This is a genomic window from Arcicella sp. GW458-12-2-14-TSB2 (assembly GCF_059423785.1).
Genome location: NZ_JBWKYN010000157.1, coordinates 1 through 14,279 on the forward strand (window position 1 = coordinate 1; position 14,279 = coordinate 14,279).

Annotated in this window: 9 protein-coding genes; 8 read left to right on the forward strand and 1 reads right to left on the reverse strand. The window is 37.3% G+C overall.

Annotated features, from left to right (window positions below; all coding sequences use genetic code 11):
* Positions 1–72 precede the first annotated feature (72 nt).
* The 8 genes from AC07XN_RS18800 (at position 73) to AC07XN_RS18835 (ending at position 12,700) form a co-directional block, all read left to right on the forward strand.
* Positions 73–3,273: a SusC/RagA family TonB-linked outer membrane protein gene (locus tag AC07XN_RS18800; RefSeq protein WP_494744157.1), complete on the forward strand. Its 3,201-nt coding sequence runs from the start codon at positions 73–75 to the stop codon at positions 3,271–3,273.
* A 14-nt stretch (positions 3,274–3,287) separates the two neighbouring features.
* Positions 3,288–4,832: a SusD/RagB family nutrient-binding outer membrane lipoprotein gene (locus tag AC07XN_RS18805; RefSeq protein WP_494744158.1), complete on the forward strand. Its 1,545-nt coding sequence runs from the start codon at positions 3,288–3,290 to the stop codon at positions 4,830–4,832.
* 140 nt (positions 4,833–4,972) lie between these two features.
* On the forward strand, positions 4,973–6,334 hold the full coding sequence (locus AC07XN_RS18810) for an alpha-L-fucosidase (protein WP_494744159.1): 1,362 nt from the start codon (positions 4,973–4,975) through the stop codon (positions 6,332–6,334).
* Between the two features lie 252 nt (positions 6,335–6,586).
* A complete protein-coding gene (locus AC07XN_RS18815; protein WP_309924478.1) occupies positions 6,587–7,072 on the forward strand; it encodes a RidA family protein in 486 nt (161 codons plus the stop codon).
* A 3-nt stretch (positions 7,073–7,075) separates the two neighbouring features.
* Positions 7,076–8,194 carry a D-TA family PLP-dependent enzyme gene (locus AC07XN_RS18820; protein ID WP_494744160.1) on the forward strand — a complete coding sequence of 373 codons (1,119 nt, stop codon included), beginning with the start codon at positions 7,076–7,078 and terminating at the stop codon, positions 8,192–8,194.
* A 149-nt stretch (positions 8,195–8,343) separates the two neighbouring features.
* On the forward strand, positions 8,344–9,417 hold the full coding sequence (locus tag AC07XN_RS18825) for a dipeptidase (protein ID WP_494744161.1): 1,074 nt from the start codon (positions 8,344–8,346) through the stop codon (positions 9,415–9,417).
* A gap of 101 nt (positions 9,418–9,518) precedes the next feature.
* Positions 9,519–11,798: a beta-N-acetylhexosaminidase gene (locus tag AC07XN_RS18830; RefSeq protein WP_494744162.1), complete on the forward strand. Its 2,280-nt coding sequence runs from the start codon at positions 9,519–9,521 to the stop codon at positions 11,796–11,798.
* 98 nt (positions 11,799–11,896) lie between these two features.
* Positions 11,897–12,700, forward strand: coding sequence for an alpha/beta fold hydrolase (locus tag AC07XN_RS18835; RefSeq protein ID WP_494744163.1), 804 nt, complete (start codon positions 11,897–11,899; stop codon positions 12,698–12,700).
* Between the two features lie 124 nt (positions 12,701–12,824).
* Here AC07XN_RS18835 and AC07XN_RS18840 read toward each other — a convergent pair whose 3' ends face one another.
* Entirely contained in the window at positions 12,825–14,096 is a 1,272-nt protein-coding gene (locus AC07XN_RS18840; RefSeq protein ID WP_494744164.1) for a T9SS type A sorting domain-containing protein, read from the reverse strand.
* Positions 14,097–14,279: the final 183 nt, after the last annotated feature.

A 14,279-nucleotide genomic window follows, 5' to 3' on the forward strand; every position in this document is an offset into this window, starting at 1 on the left:
GTTTGTTGCAATAAGTGCAATATTTATTTGCAGTTATTGCAGAATCCAATTTACCATAAAAAACTTTTAAGCATGAAAAAAATTAGACTATTAAAAAGCCCTCAACGCTTCTTATGGCTTTCTCTTATTGGAAGTTTAGCAATAAGTGGCTATTCGCATGCTAATGTGAATAAAAATACCGTTACTTATCTTCGAAAACCATCAGAAAAGAGTGTAGTTAAGGAAATAGGAGGGAAAGTTATTTCTGCAAAAGATGCAAGTCCAGTGATTGGTGCTGCGGTTTTTATCAAAGAAAATCCAAGAGTTGGAACAAGTACAGATGCAGAAGGAAATTTCAAACTGAACTTGCCAGATAACATCGCAACTAAAAATATTACGTTAGTAGTAAGTAGCGTGGGTTTTGAAACATTTGAAGTGGCTCTTTCAGCAGGACAAACTTCTGTTTCGATTACTTTAAAAGAAAGTGTTCAGCAACTTGGAGAGATTGTTGTAACAGCCTTGGGTGTAAAGAAAGACAAACGTGCACTCGCTTACTCAGTCTCAGAAATAAATGGTTCAGAATTTACACAAGCACGTGAGAACAACGTAGCCAATGGTTTAACAGGTAAAATAGCTGGGGTAAATGCTACAGGTTTATCTACTGGCCCTGGTGGTTCAAGTCGTGTGGTTATTCGCGGTAATGGTTCATTGACAGGCAATAGCCAACCGCTATACGTAATCAATGGGATGCCAATAGATAACAGTGTTCCCGGTGGAAGTTCATTACCTAACGGCTTAGGAACTAAAGCTGGAACAGACCGAGGAGATGGTATTGCCGCCATCAATCCAGATGATATTGAATCAATGACAGTATTGAAAGGTGGAGCTGCCGCTGCCTTGTATGGTTCACGTGGTGCTAATGGTGTAATCTTGATTACGACAAAAAAAGGGAAGCAACAAAAAGGAATTGGCGTAGAATACAACGGTACATATTCTATGGAAAATATCTCTGTATTTCCAGATTTCCAATATGAATACGGACAAGGAGATGGTGGTGTAAAACCAACAACATTGGCACAAGCACAAGGAACAGGTCGTCGTTCGTTTGGTTCAAAAATTGATGGCTCTACTGATTATGTAGCTGCCGATGGTAAAACTCACCCGTATGTAGCCCAAAAGGATAACCTGAAGAATTTTTATCAGACAGGAACTACTTTCACCAACTCAATTGCTTTTTCTGGAGGAAACGATGCGATTTTATATCGTCTTTCTTTAGCAGACATGGATGCGAAAGGGATATTACCTTCTAATACTTACAACCGTAAAACCGCTAACTTAAATATTTCAGCTAAATTAAGTGACCGTCTTAGAGCAGAAGCAGTAGTACAGTATAATCTTGAGAAAGGTAACAATAGACCAGTGGCAGGTGATGCTTTGGGTAATCCAAACTGGATGCCATACGAAGTAGCCAATACTGTGGATGTTCGTTGGTTAAATCCAGGATATGATGCTAATGGTAATGAAATTTTTTGGAATGATGCGGGTATCGTAACGAATGGTTATTTCTTTATCAATAAGTTTAAGCAAACAGATACGAAAGACCGTTTTATTGGACAAGCTTCAATTTCGTATGATATATTAAAAAACCTGACGATAAAAGGTACTACTACGCGCGATTTTTATAGTTATAATTTCACAAGTATTCAGCCAACAGGTGGGCAGTATATCCCTCAAGGCCAGTACGATGGTATTAAGTCGGATGTATCAGAAACCAACAGCATGATTACGGCTGCTTACAATACCAAATTTGCAGAAACAATTGGATTGTCAGTATTAGCAGGGGGAAATACCCGTCAGTTTAAGAACAATCAATTTGACTTCTATGGACAGGGCTATACTATCCCTTATTTCTATAGTTATTCAAACTTGTCAACGTCTACGGCTACTCCTGTTTCTAGTAATATTAAAACAAACTCGGTATTTGGTTCGGCAGATTTAGATTATAAAGGAATCTGGTTTTTAACGCTAACAGGCCGTCAGGATTGGTTTTCAACACTAAGTCCTAAAAACAATAATATCTTCTATCCAAGTGTTGGAACAAGTTTGATTTTATCAGATGTGATAAGAATGCCACAGGCATTTGATCAAGTAAAATTGCGAGGTTCATGGGCACAAGTAGGTGGGGGCGGTCCTGACCCTTATGCTATCAACTTAGCGTATAGCAATGTACCAAGTGCGAGCTCAGTGCCCTTACAAAATGTAAGCTCTACTTCGATTACTAATGCAGAATTAAAACCGTTTACTTCTACTACGATTGAATTAGGATTAAGTACTCGTTTGTTTGGAGGACGTTTAAATTTTGATGCCGCTTTATATGATAAAAAATCATCAAATGATATTGTAAGTGTACCTATTTCAGGTGCATCAGGTTATACAAGTGCTATTTTGAACTCAGGTGAATTAAGTAATAAGGGGATAGAATTATTGATTGAAGGTACTCCTATTAAATCTGCTAACTTCTCATGGAATACGAGCTTCAACTTTGCTTATAACAAAAGTGAAGTATTAAAGCTAGCGGATGGTATCACTACCTTTTCAATCGGAAACTCTGCCAATGGTAACGCATTCATTAACAACCAAGTAGGAATGCCTTTTGGTGGAATTTATGGATACCGTAAAAAGACAGATGCTGCGGGAAGAATTATCTATGATACCAACTCTAACTTACCTCTACAGACTGATAACAACCAGTTTTTAGGCAATGGTGTTCCTCCTTATACAATGGGTTTAACGAACTCATTCAAATACAAAAACTTCTCATTAGATGTATTAGTTGACGGTAAGTTTGGTAGTAGTATCTTCTCAGTAATGGAAGTATATGCTACTCGTCTAGGATTGTTGAAATCTACCTTGCCGGGTCGTGAAAATGGTTTAGCATTAAGCGGTGTTACTGCTAACGGAGATGCCTATTCTTATACAGTACCTGTGGCTAATTTGCGTAGTGCATACTATAATAACTTAAACAGATATACTGAATTATTTGTGCATGATGCAAGTTTTGTGAAACTACGTCAGGTTATTATTTCTTACCGCCTACCTGCTGGTTTCTTGAAAGCATTAGGTATCCAGTCGGCAAGCGTATCATTAGTAGGACGTAACCTCCTGATTTTGTATAAGAAAACAGACAATTTTGATCCAGAGCAAAGCTTGACCAATGGTGCAGCACAAGGTATCGAGTCAGTTGGCTTACCTCGTACTCGTTCATACGGTTTGAACCTGAATTTGAAATTCTAACAAAAAGCAAGACAATGAAACAGTTATTTTCAAGATATACATTCCCTTTACTCGCAGCATGTAGTATATTTCTTACATCCTGCGATGGAGATTTCGCTGAAATCAATACCAATCCCAATGCGGTATCCGTCCCTACTACTCCCTATATATTTAGCAAAGCCCTGTATGATGGTGCAGCAAATAGTGGAAACAAGGGTAGCCTTTTGTTTGGGTTGATGCAATATACTACCAGCTACAATGACGTAGAAGGTTTTGGGTCTAAGTATGTAGCATCACAAGTGAATGCTACAGGTGGCGTATTTACGAACTCTTATCCAAACCAAATTAATGAAATTGGGGAGGTAATTAAAGCAGTAAAAGATGACCCTACAAAGGTAAATCTGTATGCAACAGCGCGTATTTGGCGAGTATATTGCTTCAGTCGCCTTACCGATTTATATGGTGATATCCCTTATTCACAAGCAGGACAAGGCTATAATCTTTCTGTATTTCAGCCTAAATATGATGCCCAGAGTACGATTTATGCAGATATGTTGAAAGAATTAGAGGCAGCAGCTACGGCTTTGACAACTTCTAATACTACAACTTTCGGAAACTCTGATTTGATTTACCAAGGTAATGTTACTCAATGGAAAAAGTTTGCCTATTCGTTGATGTTGCGTTTGGGTATGCGTTTGACAAAAGTAGATGCAGCAGCTGCACAAAGCTGGGTGACTAAAGCCGTTGCTGGTGGTGTAATCAGAGACTATGCAGACATTGCCAAAGTAAGCTATACTTCTGGGGGGCAGAACATCAATAAAAACCCAGTTGCATGGCAGTTGCTGAATGATAATTATTTACGTGCTGATGGTGTGAATAATACTGAAGGGGGAAAATATCAGCAGGTATTTATCAATTCATTAAAAGCTAATAACGACCCACGCTTAGGAGTGCTTTCTGTAGTATATGTAAATGGAACTGCTAGTTCAGATGAAAGTATTCAGAAAGGTATGCCTGCTACGATTAATGGAACCAAGCCTTCTGATTTTGTTACTTATTCAGAACCAAAGCAAACAACAGTGTTAAAAGTAGATGCTCCTCTATTGTTGTTTACGGCAGCAGAATCTAATTTCTTATTGGCAGAAGCTGCTTTAAGAGGTTGGTATAGTGCTGAAACGGCAACTAGTTTATACGAAGCTGGTATTCGTGCATCGATGAGACAGTGGGATTTGATTAGTGGTACAACCAACGTTATTGACAAAACTCGTATTGATAGTTATGTTGCTGCTCATGCTTTAAAGACTACTGGTTCAGTAGCTACTCAGACAGAACAGATTTACAATGAAGTTTGGGTTGGTCTTTTCCCTGATGCTCAGGAAGTATACAACAACTACCGTCGTACGGGTTATCCAGCTTTGACACCAAACGTATATCCAGGTAATGCTACTGGTGGTAAAATATTCCGTCGATTCTTGTACCCTGTTTTAGAGCAGACGCTTAACAGAGCTTCATACAACGAAGCAGTACAAAGACAAGGTGTTGATGATTTATTAACCCGTGTTTGGTGGGATAAACAGTAGACTATTATCCAATTTTATATAAACACTTCATCCGTAGTGACGAACGCCTCGATGTTCGTTACTACGGGGTGAAGTACTTAAAATCAATAAACTTTTGTAATTTCATAAATTGCTTAATCACAATTGTTTATCATAAGATTATGTTTTTAAAAAAGATAGTAATATTCTTGATTTGTATTGGTTTTACGATACAAATTCAGGCACAAAAAGTACAAATAAACAACAAGCCAGAACGCATAAATTGGTTTCAAGATTTAGCTTTTGGGATGTTTATCCATTGGAATGTAGATGTCTCTTTAGGAGCAGTTATCAGTCATTCCTTGGCAGGAGCTTCAAACGAATATGTTGAAAAATACATCAACGAATTACCTAAATACTTTAATCCTAACAAATTTAACCCTACTGATTGGGCAAAGAGTGCCAAATTAGCAGGCATGAAATATGTAGTTTTTACGGCGAAACATCACTCTGGTTTTTGTATGTTTAATACACAAACCACGCCCTTTAATGTGATGAACACTCCTTATGGAAAAGACCTTACCAAAGAAATTATTGATGCTTTCAGAAAAGAAGGAATTGCCATTGGAATTTATTTTTCGCCAGAAGACTTTAACTATTTTCATAAGAACAATATCCAGATAGGTCGTTTACAATTGCCAGAACATTTTCCTGCTAATAACAAAGGCTTGATGGATTATGATAAAAAGCAATTGAAGGAATTATTGACTAATTACGGCAAAGTAGATATTCTTTTTATTGATGGGCCAGGCGATGGACTACGTGAATATGCTTGGAGTTTGAATCCAGAATTGGTGATTACGCGTGATATCATGACAACGCCTGAGCAAAATACACCTGACGAACCGATGGCGCGTCCTTGGGAGGCTTGTTATACGATGGGCACAGATTGGCAGTACAAACCAACGAATGACCCTCATAAATCTGGTACAGAAATCATCAATATGCTCGTTGAAATCAGGGCAAAAGGAGGCAACTTCTTATTGAATGTTGGCCCTAAGCAAGACGGAGAGTTGCAGATAGAACAGCAAGCACTTTTACAAGAAATAGCCCTTTGGAATTTTGCCAATGCTGAAGCCATTCATGCCGTAAAACCCCTTTCTGTCGTGCGTGAAGATAATATTTGGTACACACAGTCGAATGATGAAAAATACATTTATGCTATCGTACAAAGAAGTGGATTTGAAGACTGGAGATATGGAACACGCAAAAACTTTGTGCTGACACATATAGAAGGGAATGCCAATACCAAAGTGAGTATTTTGGGATATAAAAGCGAATTGGTAGAATACAAAAAAGATTTTGATGCTAAAATCTACAATGCTCCCACCACCATTGGGTTAGTCGTAAGTGCTGTAAATGGTCAACGCTTTTACACTAACAATCAATGGAAAAATGCGGTAGTATTGAAAATTGAAAATGCAACATTCAGAAAACTCAATACCCCAAAAGCAACCCAAAGTTCGATAGATGGTGCGAAGTAGGACGTCAGCATATTATTACTTTCAATCCGTTATTGACAGGATAAAAATTTGTGAAAATAATTCTCTTAATTAATGCTGTAAGGTGTTCATTTATAGTAAATTAATGAAATAATTCTCGGATTTTCTTCATAGAAAACGTCAGGATTGATAAGGGCAACACTTATATTACTTTTTTAAACCTTGCAAAATGCATGATGAAGGTTTTCTCAAAAACTTCATCAACACAAATTTGAAACAAAAACAATTACTATTATGAACGTTATTGAATTACTTAGTCCAGAACAATCTTTTGAAACGCTCGGATTATCCCTACCTCCAGCACCGCTTCCTTTGGGTGTTTATAAACCTTATTTAATAGATGGCAAATACCTCTACCTATCTGGACATGGCCCTGTAAGAGACGATAAAAGCTTAATTATTGGTAGAATTGGCAAAGACTTAGATATTGAAGAAGGAAAATTAGCGGCTTGTCAAGTGGGCTTAACCATGCTTTCAACTATCAAAACACATCTTGGTAGTTTAGATAGAGTAAAGCGTGTTATCAAAATTTTGGGTATGGTAAATTGCGTATCAGAATTTGAACGCCATCCTTATGTTATCAATGGATGTAGTGAGCTTTTTGCCAAAGTATGGGGAACCGAAAACGGCATTGGAGTTAGAAGTGCAGTAGGCATGGGAACACTTCCAGATAATATTCCTGTAGAAATTGAGGCGATGTTTGAACTTCATGAAGACTAGGCCATGAGTAATAATACTATTGGGTACAACATTGAAAATATTAATACGCTAGATACGCCTGCATTAGTAGTTTTTCCAGACATTGTAAAGCGTAATATCCAAAAGCTTGTTGCTTCTATTGATGATGTCAACCGTTTGAGGCCACACATCAAAACGCATAAAACCTTAGAAGTAACCAAGTTATTACAAGAAGCAGGTATTCAGAAATTCAAATGTGCTACCATTGCAGAAACAGAACTCTTGGCAATTGCTAAAGCCAAGGATGTACTCTTGGCATATCAGCCAATAGGGGCTAAATTGGTACGTTTGATTGAAATTATTAAACACTTTCCTGAAACAAAATTTTCGTGTTTAGTTGATTCTCTGGCGGTAGCAAAAGAGATGGCTAAAGTCGCTCAGGAAAACAACCTTACTTTATCGCTTTATATTGATTTGAATGTTGGTATGAATCGCACAGGGATTTTACCAGAAAATGCGCTTGAATTAATCCTTTCTTTACATGATATAAAAGCCTTATCAGTTGAAGGCTTCCATATTTATGATGGTAACATCAAAGATTTAGACCTTGATGTTCGTACTCAACAATGCAATACGGCTTTCCAAACTGTAAATGATTTAGTAGAACAACTAGCAGAAAAAGGCATTCAGAACCTCAGCATTGTAGCAGGTGGCACACCAACGTTTCCGATTCATGCGAAAAGGGATAAGGTAGAATGTAGCCCCGGTACTTTTGTGTATTGGGATAAAGGTTATCTAGATTCTTTCCCAGAGCAAGATTTTGAACCAGCAGCGTTAGTGATAAGTCGAGTAATTTCTCTGCCTGATAAAGATAAAATTTGTTTGGATTTAGGGCACAAGTCTGTAGCAGCAGAGAACCCTTTGGATAGAAGGGTATTTTTCTTGAATGCTCCTGACGTAACTTTTATCGGACAAAGTGAAGAACATTTGGTGCTGGGTGTTCCCGAAAACCATAGTTATCAAATCGGGGATGTTTTTTATGGATTACCTATTCATATTTGCCCAACATGTGCTTTGTATGAAAAAGCAAATATTGTAGCACATGAAGTATTGACAGGTGAAAAATGGAAAATTATTGCCAGAGACAGACAAATCAATTATTGAATGTTAGTTTATACCATTAAATAATGCTTGGCAATTGTTATATAGACTTTCCAGAGACTTTTTAGTACTGGAAAGTCTTTTTGCACATCATATCTGAATTCATTGAAAAAATCTGACAAGTTCAACACTTGTCTTATACGAAATAGCATATGTTTACAATAGACGCACATCTTGACCTTAGCATGAATGCGATGGAATGGAATCGTGATTTAAGATTATCAGTCTCAGAAATTCGTGAGAGAGAAAAAGGCATGACCGATAAACCAGATCGTGCCAAAGGAACGGTTACTTTTCCTGAGTTAAGAAAAGGAAATATAGGATTGGTAGTTGCTACTCAAATTGCACGTTTTGTAAAACCTGATAGTACCTTACCGGGGTGGGCATCGCCAGAACAAGCGTGGGCACAAACCCAAGGACAAGTAGCATGGTATAAAAGCATGGAGGAATGTGGTGAGATGGTTCAAATCAATAACCTTGAATCATTAGAAAAACATCTTGCACTTTGGAATGATGGTACACCCAACGAAAACAAACCTATTGGCTATATTTTAAGCTTAGAGGGAGCAGATTCGCTCGTGACTATCAATCATGTAGAGCAAGCCTACCAATATGGCTTGCGTGCTATTGGTCCTGCACACTATGGTCCAGGGCGTTATGCTCAAGGAACAGATGCTACTGGTTTTATGGGTAAAGCTGGGCAAGATTTACTGAAAGAAATGGAAAGACTCAACATTATTTTGGATGCTACGCATTTATGTGATGATAGTTTTTGGGAAGCCATGGATCATTTCAATGGGGCTGTTTGGGCAAGCCATAATTTATGCAGAAGCTTAGTGAATCATAATAGACAATTTAGCGACGAGCAAATAAAGGAATTAATTAGTAGAGATGCCGTAATAGGCGGAGCATTAGACGCTTGGATGATGGTGCCTAATTGGGTAAGGGGTAAATCAACACCTGAAGGAATGAACTGTAATTTGGCTGTCATGGTAGACCACCTCGACCATATTTGTCAACTGGCAGGGAATGCCCTTCATGTGGGTATAGGTTCAGATTTAGACGGAGCTTTTGGCACAGAACAAGGTCCTTATGATTTAGATACCATTGCAGATTTACAAACGATACCTGCTATTTTAGAGAAAAGAGGTTATACTCAAACAGATATAGAAAACGTCATGCATGGCAATTGGCTGAGGTTTTTAAGAAAGAATTGGAGTAAATAGCTTTAAGCAATAAGCGTTGATTTTTGTGTTTTTGAGGTATTAGCATTTTAAATACCTCAAAAACATTTTTCGTTTTCAATCCATCCCTTCTCATGTCAAAAATGAAAAATCGTTTTAGTCTCATTTTATCGTTGGTGTTTCTTATAGCATCAAATACCTCTTTTGCCCAAAGTATTGCTATTATTCCCAAGCCCGTTTCTGTTGTGCTTAATAAAGAAATATTTCAACTAAATACGAATACTACTATTACCAAACCATCGTCTTCGCTTGCAAAAAACAGTGATTTACTCCACGAAGCACTTTCTTCATTAACACATTATTCTTTTCCCATTTCAACCCAAACAAAAGCAAATTATATTAGTCTGAGTATTGATTCAAGCAAGGTTTTAAAACAAGAAGGCTATCAACTGAATATTACTAAAAATGCTATTGAAGTAATCGGGCATGATGAAGCAGGCGTTTTTTATGGGATTCAAAGCTTGATACAAATCGTTTATCAGGCTCAGTCTAACGGATTTAAATTAACAGGTTGTCGTATTAATGATTATCCAAGATTCGCTTATCGTGGTTTGCATTTAGATGTCGGTAGAAATTTATTCCCGTTATCTTTTCTGAAAAAGTACATTGATTTACTCGCTTTTTATAAAATCAATACTTTCCATTGGCACCTTACAGAAGACCAAGGTTGGCGAATTGAAATCAAAAAATACCCACGCTTACAAAGTGTTTCAGCGTATAGGGACGAGACTATTATTGGTCATAAAAAAGACTCACCACATCGATTTGATGAAAAAAAATACGGAGGCTTTTATACACAAGAAGAAGTAAAAGCATTGGTAAAATATGCTTCAGAAAAGTACGTTACCATCATTCCTGAAATAGAAATGCCTGGACATGCAGTAGCAGCGTTAGCCGCTTATCCGAGTCTAGGTTGTACCACAGGCCCCTATAAAACGGCTACTTTTTGGGGTGTTTTTGATGATGTTTACTGTGCAGGGAATGATAGTACTTTTATCTTTCTGAAAAATGTATTAGATGAAATAATTCCTCTTTTCCCTTCAAAATACATTCATATTGGAGGAGATGAATGTCCTAAAACACGCTGGAAAGTTTGTCCAAAATGCCAAAGACGTATGATAGAAGAGCATCTAGCTGATGAGCATGAATTGCAAAGCTATTTTATCAGAAAAATAGAAAAGTATGTCAACAGCAAAGGACGTGAAATAATCGGTTGGGATGAAATCTTAGAAGGTGGATTGAGTCCTAAAGCAACCGTAATGAGTTGGCGAGGTGAAGCAGGAGGCATTGCAGCCGCAAAGCAAAAACATGACGTAATTATGACGCCTGAAAGTCACCTGTATTTGGATTATTATCAGTCACTACAAGCAAATGAACCTACGGCAGCAGCAGGTTTTACTTCCCTTGCCAAGGTATATAGTTACGAACCCATTTCGGCTGAATTGAGACCCGAAGATGAACAATATATCAAAGGTGTACAAGCAAATGTTTGGTCGGAATATATGCCGACTACCAAGCAGGTAGAGCATATGGCTTTTCCAAGAGCGTTGGCTTTATCAGAAATTGCTTGGACGAAAAAAGAGCTTCGTAATTATGATGATTTTCTGGTTAGATTACGTAAACACAGAGCGATTCTTACTCAGAAGAAAGTAAACTTCTTCGACCGCTTTGAGGAAATTACGTATGATTTCTTAATGGATAATTCAGGTACTACTACTGTGCATTTAGCTACTACTTTGCGTAATACTACTATTCACTATACGTTAGATGGAAAGAATCCAACAATAAATGATAAGGTGTATAATAAGCAGATAGTTATTGATAAAAGTGCGCATTTAAAAGCCCAAATATTTGTGGGTAATAAACCTTATGGACAAGCATTTGAACAGGTATTTAGCTATCATAAAGCCATTGCTAAAAAGGTGATATTAGGCAATCAACCTAAAGCTGGCTATAATCCTGCCACACCTTTTGTATTAGTGAATGGACTAACTGGAAATAGTAGGTACAACAATACACAATGGGTGGGTTTTAGTGGAGAAAATTTAGAAGCAATAGTCGATTTAGAAAGTGTTCAGTCAATTAGTCAGATAGGCATTAATATTTTGAAGTACCATTGGCAAAGAATGTGGGAGCCAAATAAATTGGTTTTTTCATTGTCGGAAGACGGCATTCATTATCAAGAAGTATATCGTACCTCTGATTTTCCTACGAATGGAATTAATCAAATTAGAGCCAAATTTGATACAAAGAAAGCTCGTTTTGTAAAAGTACAAGCAGAGAACAAAGGCATTATTCCGACAGGAGAATATGGAGCAGGTGGCAAAGCTTGGTTGTTGGTGGATGAGATTTTTGTGAAGTAAAATTGATAATATAACGAGTACCCAGAGCCGGAGTCGAACCGATATATCTATTGAGATACACAAATGCCAATATGCATTGATAATTAAACCATAATTTAATGAAAATTCCTCAAGAAACATTCATTTTTTGTTTACTAATCCTTTTATCTTTCAATGTAAAGGCTCAGAATTTCAAGTATTTAAAAGCAGCAGACGGACAACGCATTGCTTATGAAGATACTGGAAGAGGCAAGCCTGTTGTCTTGTTGCATGGTTTTATCAATACGGGTGCAAACTGGCGAAAAACAGCTCTTTACAAAGATTTGATAGCAAAGGGTTTCCGTGTGATTGTCCCAGATTTGCGTGGGAATGGTGCTTCCGACAAGCCCCATGAAGATAAGTATTATCAAAATGATGCAGAAGTAAAAGATGTAATGGGTATTATCTCTGACTTGAAAATTAAAGATTATATCTTAGTTGGTTATTCAAGAGGGGCTATTGTAGCGGCTAAATTATTGACGAAAGACAAAAGAGTAAGTAAATCTGTTTTGGGGGGCGTAGGTCAATACTTTACGAATCCAGAGTGGGACAGGAGAAAGATGTTTGCTGATGCCTTTAGTGGTAAAGCGCATTTACATCCTGAGACACAAGGAGCTGTTGCTTATGCCAAATCAATTGGAGTGGATACGATAGCCTTAGGTTTTCTTCAAAAATATCAGCCCGTTGCCTTGCCTTCTGAATTGATGAAGCATAAAAAACCTGTATTAATTATTTGTGGAGATGAGGATTTAGATAATGGAGACCCGAAAATACTACAAACATATTTCAAAAATGCTACCTTAAAATTAGTAAAAGGGAATCATAATGGAACTTACAGAACACAACCTTTTTCAGATGAAATCATACGATTTTTAGCCGAGTAAAGACATTTTCAATCTTAGGAATAAGCTGACTAACGGAACGATACAATACAGAGACATCTTCAAATTACGCATGAAGATGTCTTTTGTATTTTTTATGGTTAGATGATTTTAATACTTTCGTCAATTACTCTTCGATAACTACTTTAGTAGAAGCAACCCTATTCCCGCGGGTAGATTTAATAATGTAGTTCCCGCTTTTTATGTTTTCTAAGTCTATCTCTAAGGTTCTATCACAAGACTGTACTGCATAAGTTTTTTGACTGACTACAGTTCCTAACATCGAAACTACATCAATCTGTACTTGTGTGCTTGCATCATTCGGGAGCGAAATAGTAGCACTGCTTTTTGCTGGATTTGGATATAAATTTGCTTCATTCTGAGAGCCTATTGACTCATAATCAGTTGCTGCAACCCGAGCAAATGGATTGCTGGCCGTTAGAGAAGCAGGGCGAACAGAAGTCTTTTGAATACTATAAGCATTATAGAAAACAATATCCTGTGACCATTGACTTACCCAATTGCCATATATGCCATCAGTAGTAATGTCGTGTGAATGAGCCGCCTGACAGTCACCATTTTTAACCACTCCCCATGACCAAGCCAGCCAGCCAATTTCGTTCGTTTGACAAATCTGCATCACATATTTGTAGTCAATGTTGGTATTGCAATCCCATGCTTTTTGCTGTGGTCCTTCACCAAAAATAAAAGGCATATTATTGTTTTTAGCATAATTTACCATATCCAAAAACTTACCATTTCCACCATCTGTCCAATAAGTATGGGCTGAGAAAATGATTTTTTTCAAAGGGTCATAGTTCAATAATTCGCTCCATGTGTCTTTTAACATTTGGATATTTTGACCACAACCACTTGCATCAATCATAATTGGAATGGTGTAACCCGCATTGCGCAATTGTGTGATGGCACTTTTATAAGAACTTAAATACGTTGCTTTTGTCACATTGCCATCTCCTGCTTCATTAGCGATGTTCAAGATAGTCCACTTCTTGAAATCCATCATGGCAGCTTTGACATCAGCTTTCAGCCAAAAATTTACACAAGTTTGTAGCTTGCTAAAATCACAAGTAGCATCATTGACGGTAACGACAGGAATAGCAGTACCTCGAGTAACACAGTTATAAATAGAGTTCTTGAGATCTGCAACCGAACCTGTGGTATTCCATGTAATGCGTATCATGTTTGCACCTGACTTTTTGATTTCAGGATAGGTATTCCAGCCTGATTTATCAGCGGCATAAATAAACATTTCATTAACCCCTCGTGGAATGACCTTCTCATTGTTCTGAGTGTACAAAAAACGGCCTGATAATTTCATTTGGGCATCAGCAATAAGCGACAGCCCTACAAAAAGGATTGTAAGTAGTGTTGTTTTCATAATTAATTTGAGAGTGAATGTTGGTATTATACAGCTGTAATTTTTCGGGATTCAACAGCGATTGAAAAGTATAATATTTATTAAATAAATGATGAATGTCGAAAATTACATGACAATATTAATATTAAATAGAACTTTATCGCTAATGGTAAACCCTTGATTTTAAAATCAAGGGTTTACCAT

Bases quoted from the DNA above. Each gene is read 5' to 3' on its own strand.
- AC07XN_RS18800 (WP_494744157.1), top strand. From the start codon at position 73: ATGAAAAAAATTAGACTATTAAAAAGCCCTCAACGCTTCTTATGGCTT.
- AC07XN_RS18840 (WP_494744164.1), bottom strand. From the start codon at position 14,096: ATGAAAACAACACTACTTACAATCCTTTTTGTAGGGCTGTCGCTTATT.
- AC07XN_RS18820 (WP_494744160.1), top strand. From the start codon at position 7,076: ATGAGTAATAATACTATTGGGTACAACATTGAAAATATTAATACGCTA.
- AC07XN_RS18830 (WP_494744162.1), top strand. From the start codon at position 9,519: ATGAAAAATCGTTTTAGTCTCATTTTATCGTTGGTGTTTCTTATAGCA.
- AC07XN_RS18810 (WP_494744159.1), top strand. From the start codon at position 4,973: ATGTTTTTAAAAAAGATAGTAATATTCTTGATTTGTATTGGTTTTACG.
- AC07XN_RS18815 (WP_309924478.1), top strand. From the start codon at position 6,587: ATGAACGTTATTGAATTACTTAGTCCAGAACAATCTTTTGAAACGCTC.
- AC07XN_RS18825 (WP_494744161.1), top strand. From the start codon at position 8,344: ATGTTTACAATAGACGCACATCTTGACCTTAGCATGAATGCGATGGAA.
- AC07XN_RS18835 (WP_494744163.1), top strand. From the start codon at position 11,897: ATGAAAATTCCTCAAGAAACATTCATTTTTTGTTTACTAATCCTTTTA.
- AC07XN_RS18805 (WP_494744158.1), top strand. From the start codon at position 3,288: ATGAAACAGTTATTTTCAAGATATACATTCCCTTTACTCGCAGCATGT.